Origin of the sequence: Pleionea sediminis (assembly GCF_007570825.1) — a bacterium.
In the GTDB taxonomy this organism is placed as follows: Bacteria; Pseudomonadota; Gammaproteobacteria; order Enterobacterales; family Kangiellaceae; genus Pleionea; species Pleionea sediminis.
Window position 1 is genome coordinate 93,420 of sequence record NZ_SUNB01000007.1, and the last position, 20,175, is coordinate 113,594.

The 20,175-nt window shown below is 40.6% G+C and carries 18 protein-coding genes and 1 pseudogene; 12 read left to right on the top strand and 7 right to left on the bottom strand.

From position 1 onward, the window contains the following. Positions 1 to 3: 3 nt before the first annotated feature. The 7 genes from FAX86_RS19435 to FAX86_RS22810 form a co-directional block, all read right to left on the bottom strand. Positions 4 to 471 (bottom strand): GNAT family N-acetyltransferase, encoded by a 468-nt coding sequence (locus FAX86_RS19435; RefSeq protein WP_144395160.1) that lies wholly within the window; start codon positions 469 to 471, stop codon positions 4 to 6. Continuing rightward, positions 468 to 767 (bottom strand): flagellar protein FliT, encoded by a 300-nt coding sequence (gene fliT, locus FAX86_RS19440; protein ID WP_144395161.1) that lies wholly within the window; start codon positions 765 to 767, stop codon positions 468 to 470. The genes FAX86_RS19435 and fliT overlap by 4 nt, the downstream gene beginning before the upstream one ends. After that, positions 751 to 1,167 (bottom strand): flagellar export chaperone FliS, encoded by a 417-nt coding sequence (gene fliS / locus FAX86_RS19445; RefSeq protein WP_144395162.1) that lies wholly within the window; start codon positions 1,165 to 1,167, stop codon positions 751 to 753. The genes fliT and fliS overlap by 17 nt, the downstream gene beginning before the upstream one ends. 24 nt (positions 1,168 to 1,191) lie before the next feature. Next, positions 1,192 to 2,577 (bottom strand): flagellar filament capping protein FliD, encoded by a 1,386-nt coding sequence (gene fliD / locus FAX86_RS19450; RefSeq protein ID WP_144395163.1) that lies wholly within the window; start codon positions 2,575 to 2,577, stop codon positions 1,192 to 1,194. 158 nt (positions 2,578 to 2,735) lie between these two features. Continuing rightward, positions 2,736 to 3,182, bottom strand: a complete 447-nt coding sequence (locus FAX86_RS19455; protein ID WP_164503679.1) for a flagellar protein FlaG — start codon at positions 3,180 to 3,182, stop codon at positions 2,736 to 2,738. A 101-nt stretch (positions 3,183 to 3,283) separates the two neighbouring features. Beyond that, positions 3,284 to 4,849 (bottom strand): flagellin N-terminal helical domain-containing protein, encoded by a 1,566-nt coding sequence (locus tag FAX86_RS22805; protein WP_144395165.1) that lies wholly within the window; start codon positions 4,847 to 4,849, stop codon positions 3,284 to 3,286. A gap of 369 nt (positions 4,850 to 5,218) precedes the next feature. After that, the gene (locus tag FAX86_RS22810) at positions 5,219 to 6,751 is read right to left on the bottom strand and encodes a flagellin N-terminal helical domain-containing protein (protein ID WP_144395166.1); all 1,533 of its coding nucleotides are present in this window, start codon (positions 6,749 to 6,751) and stop codon (positions 5,219 to 5,221) included. A 957-nt stretch (positions 6,752 to 7,708) separates the two neighbouring features. Here FAX86_RS22810 and FAX86_RS22880 point away from each other — a divergent pair. From FAX86_RS22880 to FAX86_RS19520, 12 genes and pseudogenes are all read left to right on the top strand, one after another. Beyond that, positions 7,709 to 7,882: pseudogene (locus FAX86_RS22880) on the top strand (tetratricopeptide repeat protein); the annotation flags it as partial. Positions 7,883 to 7,885: 3 nt separating this feature from the next. After that, the gene (locus FAX86_RS19470; protein WP_144395167.1) at positions 7,886 to 9,070 is read left to right on the top strand and encodes a tetratricopeptide repeat-containing sulfotransferase family protein; all 1,185 of its coding nucleotides are present in this window, start codon (positions 7,886 to 7,888) and stop codon (positions 9,068 to 9,070) included. A 620-nt stretch (positions 9,071 to 9,690) separates the two neighbouring features. Then, the gene (locus FAX86_RS19475) at positions 9,691 to 11,160 is read left to right on the top strand and encodes a sigma-54 dependent transcriptional regulator (protein ID WP_144395168.1); all 1,470 of its coding nucleotides are present in this window, start codon (positions 9,691 to 9,693) and stop codon (positions 11,158 to 11,160) included. A gap of 219 nt (positions 11,161 to 11,379) precedes the next feature. Beyond that, entirely contained in the window at positions 11,380 to 12,591 is a 1,212-nt protein-coding gene (locus FAX86_RS19480; protein WP_144395169.1) for a sensor histidine kinase, read from the top strand. A gap of 1 nt (position 12,592) precedes the next feature. Continuing rightward, on the top strand, positions 12,593 to 13,930 hold the full coding sequence (locus FAX86_RS19485; protein WP_144395170.1) for a sigma-54-dependent transcriptional regulator: 1,338 nt from the start codon (positions 12,593 to 12,595) through the stop codon (positions 13,928 to 13,930). Positions 13,931 to 13,990: 60 nt separating this feature from the next. Then, a complete protein-coding gene (fliE, locus tag FAX86_RS19490; RefSeq protein WP_144395171.1) occupies positions 13,991 to 14,311 on the top strand; it encodes a flagellar hook-basal body complex protein FliE in 321 nt (106 codons plus the stop codon). A gap of 64 nt (positions 14,312 to 14,375) precedes the next feature. After that, positions 14,376 to 16,022 carry a flagellar basal-body MS-ring/collar protein FliF gene (gene fliF, locus FAX86_RS19495; protein ID WP_144395172.1) on the top strand — a complete coding sequence of 549 codons (1,647 nt, stop codon included), beginning with the start codon at positions 14,376 to 14,378 and terminating at the stop codon, positions 16,020 to 16,022. After that, positions 16,015 to 17,061, top strand: a complete 1,047-nt coding sequence (gene fliG, locus FAX86_RS19500) for a flagellar motor switch protein FliG (RefSeq protein ID WP_144395173.1) — start codon at positions 16,015 to 16,017, stop codon at positions 17,059 to 17,061. Before fliF ends, fliG begins: the two co-directional genes overlap by 8 nt. A gap of 37 nt (positions 17,062 to 17,098) precedes the next feature. After that, positions 17,099 to 17,806, top strand: coding sequence for a flagellar assembly protein FliH (locus tag FAX86_RS19505; RefSeq protein WP_144395174.1), 708 nt, complete (start codon positions 17,099 to 17,101; stop codon positions 17,804 to 17,806). Continuing rightward, positions 17,784 to 19,157 (top strand): flagellar protein export ATPase FliI, encoded by a 1,374-nt coding sequence (gene fliI / locus FAX86_RS19510; protein WP_246128683.1) that lies wholly within the window; start codon positions 17,784 to 17,786, stop codon positions 19,155 to 19,157. The genes FAX86_RS19505 and fliI overlap by 23 nt, the downstream gene beginning before the upstream one ends. Next, positions 19,154 to 19,597 (top strand): flagellar export protein FliJ, encoded by a 444-nt coding sequence (gene fliJ / locus FAX86_RS19515; protein ID WP_144395175.1) that lies wholly within the window; start codon positions 19,154 to 19,156, stop codon positions 19,595 to 19,597. Before fliI ends, fliJ begins: the two co-directional genes overlap by 4 nt. A gap of 255 nt (positions 19,598 to 19,852) precedes the next feature. Next, positions 19,853 to 20,152 (top strand): STAS domain-containing protein, encoded by a 300-nt coding sequence (locus FAX86_RS19520; protein ID WP_144395176.1) that lies wholly within the window; start codon positions 19,853 to 19,855, stop codon positions 20,150 to 20,152. The last annotated feature ends 23 nt before the right edge of the window (positions 20,153 to 20,175 follow it).

The following is a 20,175-nucleotide window of genomic DNA, read 5'->3' on the forward strand; positions in this document are numbered from 1 at the left end:
TAGTTAAATAAATTTTCTGGCAGTTTCGCTCACGGTTTCAAAACCATTGCTTTTCCAATATTCGCGAGCTTCCTGGTTATGTGAGACAAAGTTACATTCTATGTATGGCACTCCAAGACTTTTAAAGCATAACTCTGTTTGCTCTAACAACATGGATGCAATTTTTCTGTTTCTATATTCTTTGGATACCCATAAGATATCTATAGAGCCTTTAAATGGTGATTTAAGAAAACCATTGTCATTAATAACTATTGAACTAATCATCAAACCACAGGGTTTCTTATTTTCTTTAGCAACTAGAATTAGATTGTTATTGTCATGCATTAAGTTAGAAAGCCATTTTTCTAAATTACTCCTAAAACACTCCGACACTTCAAGTTTACCATCATCTTCATGATGGTAAAGTTTAATAGTCCACTCTAGTACAATAGGGAAGTCTTCGTTAGTTGCTTGCTCTATGGTTATGGTCATTCGTTTTTAGCGTATGCATTGGCAACATTGAATTGACGTTTTAGGTTAAGGGCATCTTTCACTTCGTCAGATTTTAAATCGTCAATTTTTCTTTTGTTTGTTTTGTCTGACTCTAAAATAAAGTTGATGGCTTCAGCAACTTTTTCGTCCGAGTCTGCTAAAGGTTTTTGAGAAAAGTAATTTTCTAAAATCTTTTGTCGCTTGACAGTGACTTCGACTACTTTATCCCATTGTTCTTCAATAATGTAAAGCTCAATAGATTTAGTTAGATCGATAGCTTCAGAGAGAGTTGGCATTGTTTTTTTTGCTCTCCACCACTTCTTCTCGAATACCTTTCCATCCATCAGATATATTGGTCAATACTTTAAGTACATTATCGAGTTTCTCTTCACTATTTTCAATATTGGCATCTACCAAATGTTGAACAGAAAATTCGTAAAGGTCATTTAAGTTCTGCGCAACTTCTCCTCCTTTCTCAATATCGAGGCTGGCTTGTAATCCCCCGATTATTGAAATGGCCCAGCTAATAAACTCTCCTTTTTTATTCGTTTGCTGACTTTTGATTGAGTATTTGGCTTTGTTAATTTTTTCTATCGCACCATCAAGCAACATTTGAACTAATGTGTGAGGATCTGCGCTATCAATACCTGTGACAGTATTCATTTTAGCGTAGGTCATTGCGCGAGAAATGCTCATAATAAATTACCTTTCAGTTGTATACTACTTATCTTTGGAGCCACTGGAAAATCCAGGAAGGTTTGCAAGTTGTTGTGCTAAATAATCAGCGGTATTGTTAAATTGTGCAACAGTGGTATCCATCGCTGCAAATTGTTTGCTAAGTCGAGTTTCAAGAAGTTGAATTCGATAGTTTAAAGCAATTCTTTCGTCAGTCACGTTTGCAAGCTGGTTATTGATACTCTCTTGTCTCGATGTGATAGAGCCATTGGAACCAACGTATTGGTCAATAAGAGAACTCATTTCTTCTGCAAACCCATTGTCTCCAGTAAAGAGTTCATCAAACTGATCAAAGTTATTACTTAAAGCGTCATCTAAGGTTCCTGAATCAAGGCTCAAGCTTCCAGATTTTGTTGTCGTTATTCCAATTGCTGATAAACTATCGAAATCACCAGAAACACTCGAGATACTTTGGGCGAATAAATTTCTTATTTGTGACGTTGCCTGCCGAAGTGTGTAGTCACCTAAAAGTACCCCTTCAGCACCTTCGTTAGACTGACCTAGTTCTTTTGCAGTCGAAAAGTATTCGTTATATGCCTTAACGAAGTTTTCTATTTGATTTTTAATTGAACTTTTATCAAGATCAATTGATAAGGAAGTTGTTTCTGAAGCCGTATTCGCTACGAGCGTGGTAATAGTGACACCCTCAAGAATATCATCAAAAGTATTATCTTGACTGGTCGCAGAAAAACCATCAATATTAATAGAAGCATCAGTGGCGGATTGATCCGTATTTAAGTTATCAGAGAGGTCAGCGAGAGAAGCATCACCAGTATAAGTGATTGCAAGATCGTTTCCTGAACCTGTAACTGAAGAGTTAAAACTTAATACACTTCCAGTATCTACTCCAACCGTTACATTATCAAGTAAGTTGACATTTACGCCAAAATTATCTGTCGCAGCATTAATGTTATCCTTAATATCTTCTAGCGTATCCGTGCTTTCGACGTCGATAAAGAATGTTTCTGCGCCAGCTGTCAATGTGAGAGTGCCGCCGGTTCCAAAAGTTGATGTGGGGCCTCCCGTAAATACATTAGATGTTAGTTTTGAGCCTTGTGCAGTACTAACAACTTCAATATCATAATCTGCGACAGCTGCTGTCGATGAAGCTGATGCTGAAAAGAATTCGTTAGATTCGGTGGTCACCTTTCTATTGTTATAAATATCTTGGTCAGCCAACTTCTCGGCTGCACTTTTAAGATTGCTCAGAGCACTTTTTAAAGAGCCAAGGCCTGACAAAGTGAATTGAAGATTAGCTTCTTGACGATCCAAGCTGAGTTGTTTGGGAGCTCGCTCTGCCTCAACTAAAGCGGATACGATGCTGTTAACATCTAGCCCAGATCCTAAACCACCGAATTGAATTAAACCCATAAAAAACCTGTTAGTAAACTGAAATTATATATTATCCAATACTAGAGTTATCGGAAGTGAAAAGCGCAACTTTAAAAAATAACGAAAAAATTAGTGATAATTTAAGTTAAACAATGCAAGGTATACGCCAAAAAAAAGGAGGCAGGAGCCTCCTATTTCTAGACCTCTTTTCGGAGAAGGACTCCTGAAGAAGATGGAGACGAAGTATCGTTCAGTTCTTTCAACCGCTTGGACAAAGTCAACAATTCTTCGGGTGGTATTTGGCGGATGAGTTCATCAGTTTTACGATCAAATACCTTAATAATCGTATCTCCAGTGTTGTCGTCTACTTGAAAGCGCAAACTGCGTTGAATACTGCTAGTTGCCTGAGCAAATTTTTCCAACTGTTGTTGAACTTCCTGTGCACCAATACCATCTTTCGATTGCTTTTCTTGTTCCTCTGCTTTTACATTGTCTTGCGATATTTTCGGATCTACTTTGGATAAATCCACTTTCGCAGGATTTGTATCCAAGCTAACGGCTGTCGATTGGCTTTTGGGCGGCAATTTCTTACCGCCGCTTATGTCAAGCGATTGAAAGTTGTCTGATAATGGGTTAATAGCCATAATCGTTACCTTCATGTAAAGCCGCGAGGTGAGCGAAAAATTTCGCTCACCTGTACCTGATTAAAAAAGTTAATAATTTCATCATCAGGCTATCGCTTGGTTTATTGTAAAAGTGACAACACGGACTGACTAGATGCATTAGCCTGAGCTAACACTGACAAGCCTGCCTGTTGTAACACCTGACTTTTTGCCAATTGAGCCGTTTCTGTAGCGTAATCGGCGTCACGAATACGTGATCGAGCAGCCGATGCGTTTTCGGAGATACTATTTAAGTTGCTGATAGTACTTTGGAAACGATTTTGCACGGCACCTAAGTCACCTCGTAGCGCATCAATGGACTTTATCGCGTTGTCAAGAATAGCTAACGCTTCTTGTGAGCCTGCTTGAGAGGATATGTTTACTGAGTTTACTGATGCTAAACCACCACCAACAGCTGTTGTGACACTGAAGAAATCAGTGTCAGCTGCAGCTGTTACAGTGTAAGACTTCGAAGAGTTAAACTGCAGTAAACCCACAGCATTGGCGTCATTTGCACCGTCCATTGTAACCGTAGTACCTGCAGCTGTTACTTCAGAGTCAGCATCGAAGCCACCGTCATAATCAACCAATGTAACGTCAATTGTTTGTGCAGCGTCGCTATGAGTCATATTAACAAGGTTAATATCTTCGCCCGCTTCATTAGTTAAAATGATTGAACTTTTATCGTCCGATAAAGTAGCGAAAACACCAGTGGCAGCTGTTTCCTTATTCACAGCCTCAGCGAGAGCTGAAAGATCGCTAGTATCAGTAATACTCGCCGATACTGTGACTATGCTGTTGCCAGAGGCCTGAACGCCGAATGAAACGGATCCTGCTGCAGTCAACGTGTCTAATTTAACATTAGTTCTGGCCGAAGCAGAAACACCTGTATCATCAGTTTTAGCATTGATAGCCGAAGCAACATCTGCCGCCGTAGTACCTGCCGCATACACTACATCATCAGTACCTAAAGACCCAGATACAGTCAAAGTAGTACCCGCCAAACTATTCGCTAACACGATTCCTGAACCGGCTGTGGTTGCTGTAGTTCCTGTGGTAATATCAACTGCTGTACCTGGAGCTGCAATTGTTCCACCCAATACATTAGTCGCTGTATTATCAAAGTTTATCTGAAATGAACCGATTGAGCTGGCTCGAGCATCACCTGTGTTAACAGTAATTGTCTCGTAAGCTTGAGCTCCGACTTGGAAAGATTTCGTGCCAAAAGTACCATCGAGGATTTTCTGGCTTCCAAATGAGGTGGTATTAGCGATTCTGTCGAGTTCTGATTGTAGTTGAGCGACCTCTGCTTGAAGTGCAGCACGTTCTGAAGCACCGTTAGAACCATTTGCAGATTGGATTGCTAGGTCACGCATACGTTGCAAGATGTTGGTACTTTCTTGCAATGCTCCCTCTGCAGTTTGAGCAAGTGAAATACCATCATTCGCATTTCGTGCCGCTACAGAAAGACCATTAATCTGAGAAGTCAGATTGTTGGAAATCTGCAGACCGGCCGCGTCATCCCTTGCACTATTGATTCTTAATCCAGAACTTAAACGCTGAAACGAGGTTCGTAACGATTCGTTGGTACCGGATAGATTGCGCTGCGCGTTTAACGACGCAACATTGGTTTGAATAACATTACCCATGATAGATCTCCTAAACCTTTGACGTTTCGGGAGCACCCGAACTCTACAAAGTGTTTTAAGAACAAGTAGCTGAGAACTACTCACCAAAGTGGAAAGCTGCTGAGAACAACTATTCCTGCTTCAAAAGAATAATTTTCGTTTGAAACCATCCGGAAAAAGTGCTGAGAACACTCTCCGTTCTAAGAATTTATCGGCTTAGTGAATTCGGACTTTAGAAAAATAGGAAATATTTTACGTATTTATAAAATATGCAAGAAATACAGTAGGTTAGGATGCGAGGTTTGATGGAAGATAATGAGGGAAAAGGGATCCTCATTATCTTCTGCCTTGCTATGCCGTACGGTAGGGGCGATTTAAGGCTTTCATTGTCTAACCCTGTAGTAAGGATAAAACAGACTGACTTGACGCATTGGCTTGAGAAAGAACCGATAAACCAGCCTGTTGTAGAACCTGATTTTTTGCCAGATTCGCTGTTTCAACTGCATAATCCGTATCTCTGATTCGAGAACGAGCTGCAGACGCGTTTTCCTGAACATTTCTTAGATTGCTAATAGTCGTTTGAAAACGGTTTTGAACCGCACCGAGTTCTCCACGAATACTATCGACCGTACGTAAAGCTTGGTCGACGACGGCAATTGCACTTTGCGCGCCAATGGCAGAGGAGATATCAATGTTTGCTACTTGTTCTAAACCTGAACCTACGGTTACCCCGGCACCTGCATTGTAAAGTGTATTCCCCGTCGCTTGAGAAATCGTGTACGATCGGTCGGAGTTCAGTTGAAGAATTCCTACCACCGTAGCATCGTTAGTCCCATTCATTACTAAACCAGCACCGACGGTATTTTCAATTTCATCAGTTGTTTCAAATCCTCCACTGTAATCGAGTAGTGCAACATCTACGGTTGCAGCTGGATTACTGTGAGTAATGTCTTGCAAAGTAATATCTTCACCAGTTTCATTCGTTAATATAATTTCGCTTCGATCATCGGAGACTTGGGCATAAACTCCGGTTTGCGCGGTGACCCGATTGATTGACTCAGCCAGTGGAGTTAAATCACCGGGGTCATCGATTGAAGCTGCTACAGAAATTGGATCCGCATTGTTACTGACGAGTTGCACTGACACTGTACCTGCGGTTGATAAGTTGTCTAGTTTGACATTGGTTCTTGCAGAAGCAGAAACACCTGTATTATCGGTCAGAGCGTTAATACCAATGACAACGTCGTCCATCGAAGCGTTTGCCGCAATATCTACTGTCGAACTACCAAGCGCCCCTGTAATGGTAAGTGTTTCAGCAAGTGTTGAATTAGTTGTTGTGGTTGTAACAGCAACACCTGCGCCAACTTGTGCTATATTCCCAGAAGAAGCTGCGCCTGCGTTAATTTGATGAGAACCAATGGAGGTTGCACGAGAGTCACCTGTGTTAACAGTAATAGTCTCAAAAGCTTGAGCGCCCACTTGAAAGGTTTGCGTGCCGAAGGTACCATCGAGTACAACTCGGCTACCAAATCGGGTCGTCTCAGCTATTCGATTGACTTCTGATTTGAGCTGGGCCACTTCTTGCTGAAGAGCTGCTCGTTCAGAAGAGCCATTTGAACCATTTGCCGATTGAATGGCAAGGTCACGAATTCGCTGCAAGATATTGGTCGTTTCTTGTAATGCTCCTTCTGCGACCTGAGCTAACGAAATACCATCATTAGCATTTCTACTCGCTACGCCAAGGCCATTAATTTGTGCCGTAAGCCCGTTAGAAATTTGCAGACCTGCGGCGTCATCTTTTGCGCTATTGATTCGAAATCCAGACGATAATCGCTGAAATGTAACGCGTAGGTTTTCATTAACCGAAGTTAAATTACGCTGTGAGTTTAATGATGAAACATTAGTTTGGAGTACGTTTCCCATTTTAATCTCCTATAAAACTTTTAAATATTTTGAAATATCAAAACTTTTAAAAGTGAACATACAAGGGTTAAAGATTGGGAAAGAAACACTGAGAATATTTCTTTCGCAAAGTTGCAAAGTGGAAAGCTAACTTGGCAACAATGCGGAGGACTCTGAGAAAATCCGTCCGTCGGATTGAGTGATTTGTCGATATTTCCTCACTCAGTTTTGGGTATCGGCGGAGGGTAAGGCGACTTTAAAATAATTTTAAATTTTTTGAAAAAAAGCGGTAAAAGCGGTAAAAGCGGTAAAAGCGGCAAAAGCGGCTGAGATACCGGTAAAAAGCGGCAAATATTTTCAATGAGTAGGTAAGATGTGATTAAAGTTTATAAGAGAAAAACACTATGGTGAGTTTAAAAGTTTAATAAATTCAATGAGATACATTTCTCTTTGTTGGACTAAGCTTAAACTTTTGAATTGTTGGCACACTAAGTGCTTTACAGTAAGTGCCAATTCAAGTTGAAGCATCTTGAATACCCATGATAGATCGATTTAGCTTTTTTTATTGGCACTTACGAAGTACAGGCTCTTTGTGCTGAGAACACTAATAGAATGTACTTCGGCGAAGGCAACTGCTTTATGTTTGCTGAGAACACTCATAAAGTATGGTCTTCTTTAAAGAACAATACTTACTTGCTGAGAACAAGTAAGACTAGGGTTCTTTATGTTCGTACGGTAAGGGGCTAGAAATAGCCCCTGTTTTTTCCGTTAAGCTGTATTTGAACTTTACATTATCATATGCAATAACTTTAGAAGTTATTTAGCGAAATAAGAGAATAAGCTCTGAATAATACTAACAAAGAAGTCCAATTTGCTCTAAAAGCGGCAGAAGCTCTTAACCAAAGAGATTTTTCAGCTGCAAAGTCGTGGTGTCAAAAAATTCTTCGTATAAATAAAGATAGTTATAATGCTTATAATATTTTAGGGTTTGCACTGCAGTCGGAGAAAAAATTCAAGGAAGCTATAGACTTTTATAATAAAGCTATTGCTTTAGCAAAGTCAGACGATAAAGTTTCTGAGCCTCTCTATTACTGCGCAGAGTGTTATGAGCAACAAGGGTGTTACCAATCAGCGTTATCACTGATAAATAAAGTTTTGGATATTGATTTTACTAATCTCCAGGCTCTTTTCAAGAAAGGAATGATATACGGTTCTATCGGTGAGGCGCAAAAAGCTATGGAGTGCTTTAAACAAGTTATTGTTTTTCCAGCAGCCCTGAATTTAGATACTGAAAAAGTGAAGGCCCAATCTCATTGGAATGTTATGACTTCGCCTTTACTCGAGCCTATACAGAGTGATTTCGAACAAGCAATATCAGATTTATCTAAGTTTAGCTCTTTTCACGGGAAGTCATGGATCCTATTTGCAATTGCATTTGGTTACGAGCGACTGAGTGACTTTAAATCTGCTTTTGAGTATTTTAAAAAAGCGAATGCGTTTGTCTGGGATTCCTCGAAATTAGATAAGGAAAAATATATTGAGTGGTTCAGTGCTAATTATGAACGTTTAGTTAGTAATTACAGTAAACCAATAAACAAACCAAAGCAGAGTAAAAAAATCGTATTTGTTTGTGGCTTGCCTCGCTCTGGAACAACTCTGGTTGAGTCAGTACTATCAAAGTCACCAGGTGTTTTTGCTGGAGGTGAATCCAATGGAGTGAGTAATGCTGTCAAAAAACTTAAGGGTATCGATAAAATAAGCGAAGAAAAAGAGTTAAATATTTTTTTTTCTATATACCGCGACAGCAATGATTTTCAATCAATATCAGAAGAAGTGTTTGTTGATAAAATGCCCAACAACTTTATTTATGCTGATTATTTGTTGAGAATGTGTCCGGACTCTTTACTGATAAACACGTTCAAAGAACCGCTTGATGCTTGTTTATCATTATTTAGACAACATTTTGGTAGTACAATGGGGCATCTTTATGCTTATAGTTTGCCATCGATTGTTATTGCATACAAATGGCATGAAATATTTATGAATAAACTCAGTTCTTTATATCCTGATAGAGTGTTGAATGTCAGTTACGAAGATTTAGTTACAAACGGTGAGTCTAATTGGAAGCAAATATTTTCCTTTATTGGATTAGGCTGGGATACTTCTTATATGGATTTTTATAAAGATAAAAGGGTGGTTAAAACTCTAAGTAATTATCAAGTTCGAGAGAAAGTTTCTAAGAAATATTTACGACGGTCAGAATCTTATGGTGATTTGTTAGGAGATATAACTTACTTGTTAAGTAAGGATTTAAATGAACTTTGCAAATTGCTCGGCTAACTTCAAGCTTTTCGATATATTTTACTCCTTTATGAAGAAATAGAAGATAAAGGGTTAAACGGTTTCGAGTTGTCAGTAGGTGACGTGTTGTTAGATCTAAGGAAATTTATTTCTGGCTTTCCAGTTAATGTTTTAAAAAATGGAACTTAAATACTTCTTCAATAAAATAGATGATGCGAAAAACGAGTACGCTCTTGACAATACTCAAAATATGTTCTTTCTGAAGTTGATCAAATGATAAACAAGGTTAATGTATTAGACATCTAATAATGAGATCTCATATTGAAAAATTTATTTTTACTGGGAGCTCTTTTTCGAATATTTATTTATATATGCGATCTTATCCGATCGAAATGCTTATGTTGATATCATAAACTCAGTATCACTTGATTTAGAGATCTCAATTTAATAATAAAGAGCGCATAATGCGCTCTTTTTTTATAAAAAACATATTTTCTTATAACTAAGATAATAAGTCATTTAAAACACACTTAAAAATCAGCCAAATAATTGACAGATCCTGAAACCCCATCTATTAAATACGGTAGATTATTATTTTAAAAAGAAAATGTTCGATCATTGATCAATAGAATCGAACTCGGTAAAAGGATGAAGTAACGGTGTTTTCGGAACTGAAAGTATTATTGATTGATGATGATCACCAGCGGTGCCACGATATAAAGACAATTCTCGACTTTATAGGTGAAGAGTGTGTTTCCGTTCGTTCCGACTCTTGGAAGACCTTGTTAAACAATCCCGATGAATTTTTGACAGTGGCGATTGGCCAGCTTAATGAGTATGAAAGTATTGCGGATCTGGTCGAAGAAATTCAAACGCTTTCTCGCTCACTTCCTTTATTGATCATTGGCGATGTCAGCTATTCTGGAAAAATGTCCGACGATTTAGAAATGCAAATTATTGGCCGCATAGATACGCCGCCCAAATACAATGATCTACTCGAAGTGTTGCATGCTTGTCAGGAATGTCATGGCAATCAACATATTATGCAACTAGGAAAACAACCTCTCGAATTATTTCGTAGCATGGTTGGAGCCAGTAAGCCGGTTCAGAAAGTTAGAAAACTCATTGGCCAAGTGGCAAAAAGTGATGCGAATGTTTTAATTCTCGGCGAGTCGGGAACGGGAAAAGAAGTAGCAGCCCGCAACATACATTATTTATCCGATCGATCCGATCAACCTTTTATCCCTGTAAACTGTGGTGCTATTCCGGGCGAATTGCTGGAATCTGAATTGTTTGGTCACGAAAAAGGAGCCTTTACTGGAGCTCTCTCTGCTCGACAAGGTCGATTTGAGTTAGCGCAAGGTGGAACGTTATTTCTTGATGAAATCGGTGATATGCCTTTGGCTATGCAGGTTAAGATTCTTCGCGTTCTGCAAGAAAAGTCCTTTGAACGTGTGGGCGGCAATAAAACCATTCAAGCCGACGTTAGAATAATTGCGGCGACTCATAGAAATTTAGAGAGTGAAGTTGCAGAAGGGAATTTTCGCGAAGATTTATTTTATCGACTCAATGTCTTTCCGATTGAAATGCCAGCATTGCGCGATCGATCTGATGATATACCTTTGTTGGTGAATGAACTCACAACTCGATTGGAAAAACATGGAAGAGATTCCGTGCGGTTTAGTGCCAATGCAATGGCATCGTTAATGCGTCACGACTGGCAGGGCAATGTAAGAGAGTTGGCTAACCTGGTAGAGCGACTGTGCATCTTGTTTCCCTACGGTGTCGTGGATGTCAACGAATTACCCGAAAAGTATCAATATCTTGATGGACTTACACCTTACGAACCTCCGAAATTGAAAGAGCAAATTGAATTGCAAGAGCAACAAGAGGCTGAGTCTTCAAGTTCGTCGTTTATTTCTGAGTCACAGAGTTTGGACATTCCAGAAGAAGGCCTTAATTTAAAGGAATTTATGGCGCGACTGGAAATAGAGTACATTAACAAAGCATTGGATAAAGAAGATTGGGTGGTTGCCAAAGCGGCGCAAAGTTTAGGTATGCGCCGTACTACATTAGTCGAGAAAATGAAAAAGTATGACATCAGTCGTGCCGACGGTGTCTCAGGTTGAGCGTGAGCGAATCGCTTTTTCTTGCGTCATTATTTTTATTTTATGGATTCTCCTCTCGTTAGAGAACTTAGTCGAAATTGATCGCCATTAATTTGACATCCGCGATAATTCAATCTTTCCGTATTACCTAAGTTACCGATTTTTAATAAAAAACTAAACTAGGCACAGTATTTGCTGCTCTTGGTACGAAATGTATCTCATACTGGGAGTTGTTTAATAATGTCGCATCCACAGAGCGCAGTGCAAAAATCGAGTTTGGCTCATGAGACGGTTGGGCCAACGTCAAATGGACTCGATATTGAGCATTTGCAACAAGCGTTTCAGCAATTTAATCGACTTTCTGAAAACTTCGTTCACTCTTATCAAAATCTTGAAGACCAAGTTGAGTCGCTAGCTGACAAGCTCGCGAAAGAGGCGAGCAAGAAAGAACAACAGCTTCACGAAAAAGAGCGTGTCGCGTCGCGTTTACAAAGTTTGTTATCCATTCTTCCTGCCGGTGTTGTCGTGTTAGACGATCGCGGCTGTGTTCAAGAATGCAATAAAGTCGCAGTTGATTTATTAGGTCGTCCGCTACTAGGCGAAAAATGGATTTCGATCATTCAACGTTGCTTTGCGCCGAGAGTGGATGACGGTCATGAAATCTCGCTGAAAGACGGTCGTCGTGTGCACATTGAAACACGTTCGCTTGATTATGAGCCTGGCCAGTTGATTGTATTAACGGATTTAACAGAAACACGAAAACTGCAAGATAAAGTCAGTCAACAAAAACGACTTTCGAGTATGGGTAAAATGATGGCGTCTCTAGCCCATCAAATAAGAACGCCGCTGTCGTCTGCGCTTATCTATGCGGACAGCTTGAGTAACTTAAATATTTCTCATGAAAAGCAGCAAAAATTTAGTAAGAAGTTGGTTGGCTGCTTATCTCATCTGGAAAGACACATCAATGATATGTTGCGGTTTGCGCGTTCGGGCGGAATCCCAATGGAAAGTAAAAGCGTTAAACACGTCACTAGCGATTTATCTCGACATGTGAAAGAACATTATCCCGATATTGCAGTTGAAGTTAATTTAAGTCACGACTTTGAGATTAGTATTAATCAAGACTCTTTATTCAGTGCCATTCTTAATTTGGTTGATAACGCTTACGAAGCAACGGAAGCAATAGACAATCCAACGGTCTCTTTAAGCATCTATTCAAATACGAATGAATGGTGCGTCGCTGTAAAAGACAATGGTTCAGGAATAGACGAACTGCATTTAGATAAAGTTCTCGACCCATTTTATACCACGAAATCAGGCGGTACCGGTTTAGGTTTGGCGGTTGTTCATGGCGCAGTCAATGCCCATAAAGGCAGTCTTGATGTTGCGTCAAAGAAAGGTGAAGGTTGCACAATGACGATCACACTCAACCGATTAGCTGAGGAGTTGTAGTATGTCTAATACTCGAGTTTTAGTATTGGAAGATGATGAATCTTTGCGTGAAGCTTTGTCGGATAGTTTAGAAATGTCGGGCTTCGATGTGGATCAAGCGCACGACATCGACTCTGCCATTGTTTCCTGGTCAGCCAATAATCCCGATGTCGTCGTAAGTGATGTTAATCTCGGTGAGAAAAATGGTAAAGAGTTTTTAAAATTTGTTCGCAGTAAAGATATGAATACACCGTTTATTTTTATGACGGCGTATGGAACCATTGATATGGCCGTTTCAGCGATGCAAGAAGGCGCAAACGAATTTATTCAAAAGCCATTTAAACCACAGACTTTGCTAGAAGTATTGGAGCGATATAAATTTGACGATACTGATTTATCAACACCAGTCATTGAAGATGATAAAAGTAAGCAACTGTATCAATTAGCCGATCGTTTAGCTGTAACCGATTCGACGGTATTATTAAACGGTCCAAGTGGTGCGGGTAAAGAAGTTATGGCTCGCTATATTCATGAGCATTCTAATCGAGCCAGCCAACCATTTATTGCCTTAAATTGTGCAGCAATTCCTGAGAATATGCTGGAAGCCACATTGTTCGGTTATGAAAAGGGGGCTTTTACCGGCGCTCATCAATCTTGCCCAGGAAAATTTGAACAGGCGCAGAAGGGCACTATTCTACTGGATGAAATTTCAGAAATGGATCTTTCGTTGCAGGCAAAAATATTGCGTGTTCTGCAAGAGAAAGAAGTCGAGCGATTAGGCAGTCGAAAAATGATTCCTTTAGATGTGAGAGTGATTGCGACAACCAATCGCGATTTAAAGAAAGAAGTTAAAGATAATCGATTTCGTGAAGACTTGTATTTCCGTCTAAGTGTTTTTCCCTTAACGTGCTTGGCTTTAGCTGATCGACGCGACGACATTATTCCGTTGGCAACTCGATTGTTAGAAAAATACGCTCGACAAAATAATTTGCCGACGCCATCGCTGTCAACCTCAGCACGATCAAAACTATTAAGTTACCACTGGCCTGGCAACGTACGAGAGTTGGATAACGTCGTACAACGTTGCCTGATTCTGTCAGGTGGTGCGTTGGTAGAACCGGAACATTTAATGTTTGAGACCACCGATGAGCTATTTGAAATGACCAAAGAAGACGATGTGGACCATAGCTCAACATTAGGTGCCGGCGTTCGTCAACATGAATATCAAATTATTATCGATACACTGAAACGCTTTAACGGCAAAAAGAAAAAGGTCGCAGAAGAATTAGGTATTAGCCCGAGAACGTTGCGTTATAAACTAGCAAAAATGCGTGAACTGGGATACGAAATGCCGGTTTAGAACAGAACTATTTTAAAAACTCGTTATTAAACTAAATTAATTGAAGACACAGAGGTGAGTATGACACAAATTACTCCAGATCAAATACTGGCTCAGATGCGACAACTAACACAAGCAGCACAAAGTCAAACCAGTAATCCTGTTGCCGGTTCTGCGAACAGTTCGTTCACTGATGCAATGAGTTCGGCACTGAAAACAGTGAATCAATATCAAATGGAAGCCAGCAATGCTGCTAACAGTATTGAGCGCGGTGATGGCGGTGTGAGTCTTGTTAAAGCGATGATTGCATCACAAAAGTCGAGTGTTGCATTTGACGCTGCTGTACAGGTGCGAAACCGAGTCGTGTCGGCGTATCAAGACATTATGAACATGCCGTTATAAACCTATCGAAATAATGTTGAGTTCCAATGTTTGAAAATATTGATGGTTAAGAGGAGTACTCAAGGTGGCTGATTCAGCTTCAACTGAACTCGCAAGTGTTAATCCTGGAGGAAACTTCTTACCAGGAATGAATAATCTCGGTGTATTTAAGCAGCTGGGATTAATGATTGGCTTAGCTGCGAGTGTTGCCTTAGGTGTATTTTTGGTTCTTTGGGGATCGGAGCCGGAAATGAGACCTTTGGGACAGTTGGATGCGACGACATCAATGGATGTGATCAGTTATTTGGATCAAGGAAATCATACCTATCGTCTGGATGGCTCAGGGCGAATATTAGTGACCAGTAAGGATTATCAAAGAATTAAAATGGAACTGGCTGGACAAGGTGTTGCCCTGGATGCTCATTCGGATGAGTACCTTGATAAAGAAACCGGTTTTGGTGTTTCTCAACAATTGGAAAAAGCGCGTTTAAAACGAAGTCAGGAGTTGCAGCTAGCAAAAACGATTGGTGAGTTTAGTGGCGTGAAAGCGGCGAAAGTTCATTTGGCCATTCCCAAACAAACGGCCTTTTTAAAACACAAACGTAAACCTCGTGCATCGGTTTTACTTAATTTATACAGCAATCGAAAACTTGAAGGTGAACAGGTACAAGCCATCGTTGACCTGGTTACTGGAAGTGTCGCTAATCTCGATGCAGAACACGTGACTGTGACCGATCAATTTGGTCGTCTATTGCATTCTGGTACGCAGTCTCCCCAAGAAAGAGAAACTAATCGTGCTTTAAAGTTAACGCGTGAGAAACAAATTGATTATCAGCAAAAGATCGAGCAAATTTTAGCGCCGATCGTAGGTGAAGGTAATTACACTGTACAAGTTAACGTTGACATGGATTTTACCAAAACTGAACAAACGCAGCAGGTGTTTAATCCAGAATTACCCGCTGTTCGTAGTGAACGGATATTAGAAGATGAGTCGGCGAAGGGTGCGACGGCAGGAGTTCCTGGCGCATTAACGAATCAACCTCCAGCGGCCGCTAATATTCCAGAAAACTTACAACAGCAAAATCAAAACCAAAATAATGGTGAGCAATCGGGCCCGGTTAATCGACGTAAGGAATCCGAACGCAACTACGATCTTGATACAACGATCAGTCATATTCGTCAGCAAGTGGGAGTGGTCCGCAAAGTCAGTGTTTCTGTTGGACTCGATTATATTACCGACCCTAATGACGCAACATTGACAGTACCCATGCCGGCCGGTCAGGTCGCCAATATTACACGGCTTATTCGTGGTGCAATAGGCTATAATGCTAATAGAGGCGATATGGTTGAAGTTGAAAGTTTTGAATTTGTACGTCCCGAGGCAATTCCTGATCCCGGTCCTACTCCGTTTTACGAACAAGCGTTGTTTAAAGCATTGTGGAAGCCTGTTACCGCATTTTTGCTCGGAATTCTTCTTATATTTGGTTTGCTTAAACCGTTACTTAATAAACTTACTCGTCAACCTGACATGCCGGTTGCAACAATGGCAGACGACATGGATATGGATGATATCGATACCGATAGTCTCAATCTCGACAGTGATGGAGCCCTCGAATTACCCGGGCCAAACTTGGCAGGTTCTCCAAAAAGTGAAAAGGCAAAAGCAATCGCAAGCCAGGACCCAACCATGGTTGCGCAGCTTGTTAAATCTTGGGTAGAAGAAGATGAGTGATGAAGCGAAAGCGGAAGCTAAGCCAGAAGAAAAACAAAAGATAAAAGTAAAGTACACTGGTACGGAAAAAGCGGCTGTTTTACTTTTGTCGTTGGGGGAAGAAAACGCGGCGGCCGTTCTAAAACATATGGGACCGAAAGAGGTTCAGCGAATCGGTTCTGCGATGGCGACATTAAAAAATGTGGCCAAAGAATCGGTAGAAGATGTTTTGGATGAGTTTTTAGAAAGCGTTGAGGACCAAACCGGAATTGGTATTGGAACAGAAGAGTACATTAAGAAAACATTGAAGTCTGCATTGGGTGATGATAAGGCCGATGCTTTGATCGACCGAATTCTTTTAGGTGCCAACACAAAGGGACTCGATACTTTAAAGTGGATGGACCCTCGAGCTGTAGCGGATATAATTCGCTATGAGCATCCGCAAATTCAATCAATCGTTTTATCCTATCTGGATCCCGATCAGAGTGCCGAGATTTTAGCGTTGTTTCCAGAAAAAACGCGATTGGATTTATCATTACGGATATCCGCTTTAGAAGCCGTGCAACCTAATGCTCTCCAAGAGTTAAATACCATTATGGAGAAACAATTCTCTGGCAGTACCTCATCAAAAGCGGCACAAATTGGCGGCGTCAAAAAAGTGGCAGATATCATGAACTTTCTTGATACGAATGTTGAGAGTACTCTCATTGAAAACATTAAAGAGGTTGATGAAGACTTGGGTCAACAAATTCAAGACTTGATGTTTGTCTTTGATAATCTTATTGATATTGATGATAGAGGCATTCAGTCACTATTGCGAGAAGTCTCAACCGATACATTGGTGCTTGCACTGAAAGGCTCGGATGAAGATATCAAAGAAAAAATATTTAATAATATGTCGAAACGTGCTGCTGAGCTAATGAAAGATGATTTAGAAGCCATGGGTCCGGTTAAAGTAAGTGAAGTTGAAAATGCGCAGAAAGAAATCCTAACTGTGGCTCGTCGCATGGCCGATGCGGGTGAAATCGCGCTCGGCGGTGTGGGTGAGGACATGATTTAAACCGGTTTATTGATCGTCTTTATTTAGGAGTTGTAAGGTGACTCATTCGGGTGAAAAAAAACGGACAACTGAAGCTGAGAAAGTTCAGGTAATGTCTGATGATGATCAACGACGATCAGAGCCTTGGGAGTTGCCCAGTTTTGACAAGAAACGCGAGGTTAAGAAGGACGTTGAAGAAGAAGAGGAGCAGTTAAGCTTACCCACTGCCGAGGAGATTGAAGCCATACGTCAATCTGCGTTTGATGAGGGTAAAGAGCAAGGTTACAAGATAGGAATGCAACAAGCTCAGCAAGAAATAAAAATAATGAAAACGGAATTTTCGAAAATAATGGAACTACTTGAGCAGCCTTTGGCTCAAGAAGAAGAGTCTATCGTAAAAGAATTGACCGAACTCTCAATGATGATGACTCGTCAAATAATACGTCGAGAGTTAAAACTTAATCCAGAGCAAATTATTGCTGTTATTCGTGAGTCATTAAAGCTGCTTCCATCTTCAGAAAGAAAAGTGATGATTCACCTTCATCCAGAAGATGCCAATTTAATTCGAAAAATATTTTCTGTTGATAATGGCAATGAGTCGCATTGGATTCTTGCGGATGATCCATCCATTTCTCGAGGCGGATGTTTTATAACAACGGATGTGTCGAAAATTGACGCGACATTAGAAAAACGTGTGATAGAAATATTTTCTCATGTGTTTGGTGAACAACGAGCTCATAAAGATGAACCCAAAGATGACGTTTGAGTTTTCTAAACAATTGAATGTATTCAAAGAGCAATTGGCAACCGCGCCAAAACTTGTGGTTGAAGGAAAACTCACTCGAATGGTTGGTTTGACTCTGGAGGCTGTTGGTTGTCAAGTTAATATTGGTGAGCGCTGCTTGGTAACGAGCAGCCGCGGTGAACAAATTCCGGCAGAAGTGGTTGGATTTTCCGACGATAAGATTTATTTAATGCCTACTGGAGACATTCATGGTTTGGGTCCAGGAGCGAGTGTCATACCGACTGGGCATTCAGCACGTGTCGAAGTGGGTGATAAATTGCTGGGACGCGTGCTTGATGGGTACGGACAACCACTAGACGACAAATCTGAATTTCACTCTGAGAAACAATATCCATTACAAGGCAGGCCCATTAATCCATTAAAACGTCATCCCATTGAAGAGCCGCTTGATGTTGGTGTTGCAGCTATTAATGCCTTACTGACGGTTGGACGGGGACAACGAATGGGACTGTTTGCGGGCAGTGGTGTCGGTAAATCGGTGCTGCTAGGGATGATGACCAAATATACCTCGGCTGATGTTATTGTTGTTGGACTCATTGGTGAACGTGGTCGTGAGGTTCAAGAGTTTATTCAAGAGATTCTCGGAGAAAAGGGACGCGAACGAGCGGTGGTTGTTGCAGTGCCAGCTGATAATTCGCCTTTAATGCGTTTACAAGGTGCGATGGTGGCCACGAGTATCGCGGAGTATTTTCGAGACCAGGGTAAAAATGTTTTATTGTTGATGGATTCTTTAACCCGATTTTGTCAGGCGCAGCGAGAAATTGCCTTGGCCATTGGTGAACCGCCAGCAACAAAAGGTTATCCACCATCAGTGTTTGCAAAATTACCGCAACTCGTCGAACGGGCTGGCAACGCTGAAAAAGGAGCAGGATCGATCACCGCGTTTTATACCGTATTAGCAGAAGGGGATGACCAGCAAGATCCGATTGCTGATGCGGCGCGTGCAATTTTGGATGGTCATGTCGTATTATCCCGAGAACTCGCTGATTCAGGCCATTATCCAGCCATTGATATTGAAGCCTCTGTCAGTCGTGCCATTACACAGATTGTGCCTAATGAGCAGTTGATGCGGGTGCGTGAATTTAAAAGAATTTACTCGACATTCATGCGCAATAGAGATTTAATCAATATAGGTGCTTATGAACGTGGTAGTGATCGTGAAATTGATGAAGCGATTGATTTAATTCCACAAATGCGGCAATTTTTGCAACAAGGTGTTGGTGAAAGCCGATCTTTGGAAGATAGTGTGGCGCAGCTGGAAGCATTGTTACAAGCGGTACCTAACGAGCAAGGTGGAATGATTACGCAATGAAATCGACTTCAAAACGAATCGAACCCGTCAAGCGTGTTGCTGAACAGAAAGAGCAACAAGCCGCACAGTCTCTTGGCCAGGCGCAATCTAACTTTAGCAATGCGCAAGCCAAACTGGATGAGCTTATTCAATACCGAGTCGACTATTTGTCAGAATTTCAATATTTAGCGCAACGCGGTATGACGGGCACTCAGCTGCAACATTACAAATCTTTTTTATCGCAATTAGACAAAGCGATTGAGTCTCAGCAACAAAGAATCGAACAGTTAAAACATGAGGTTACTCGACAACGTCAAGCTTGGCAGCAAACGAATCAACGAGCAAAAGTGGTGACCAAGTATCAAGAAAAAATGCGCGGTAAAGAACAGGCTAAGCGAGCTGCTTCTGAAGACCGACGTATTGAAGATGATGTTAATAGTTTGAGATTTTCTAGAAAATAGCTTAAAGCGTTTTATCTAACGTATTTAGGTTGATGATTAGATTGAATTTATCGTTATTTTTATCTCTCCTTGAGTCTGCTTCTGAATTGATCAATAAGATAGGCAGACGAGTATTTAACACGATCTTCTCTCAGTAAATCAATTTCTTGCCAAAACAGGCTTATATTCTATCCTTATCTACAGGGTAAGTGTCTGAGTTTACCTTAAAATATTGACAAAATGACACCTTAATATTGATAAATTTGGAGTATAAGTATGGCTGTTACAAGCAATGCTTCAGGAAATGAGTTAACCATAAAAGTTAATGGAAAGTTTGATTTTAGTTGTCATCAAGAATTTAGAAGCTCTTACGAGGGGAGTGACAGTCGTCCAGAAAAATATATTGTGGACTTAGGTGAAACCAGCTATCTCGATTCTTCAGCGCTTGGGATGCTTTTGTTGTTGCGCGACTATGCGGGTGGTGATTCGGCCCAAATACACATAAAGAACTGCAGTCCTGAAATTAAGAAAATTCTATCGATTTCTAACTTTGAACAACTCTTCGATGTCAGTTAAAGCGCAATCTGATACTTTCATTA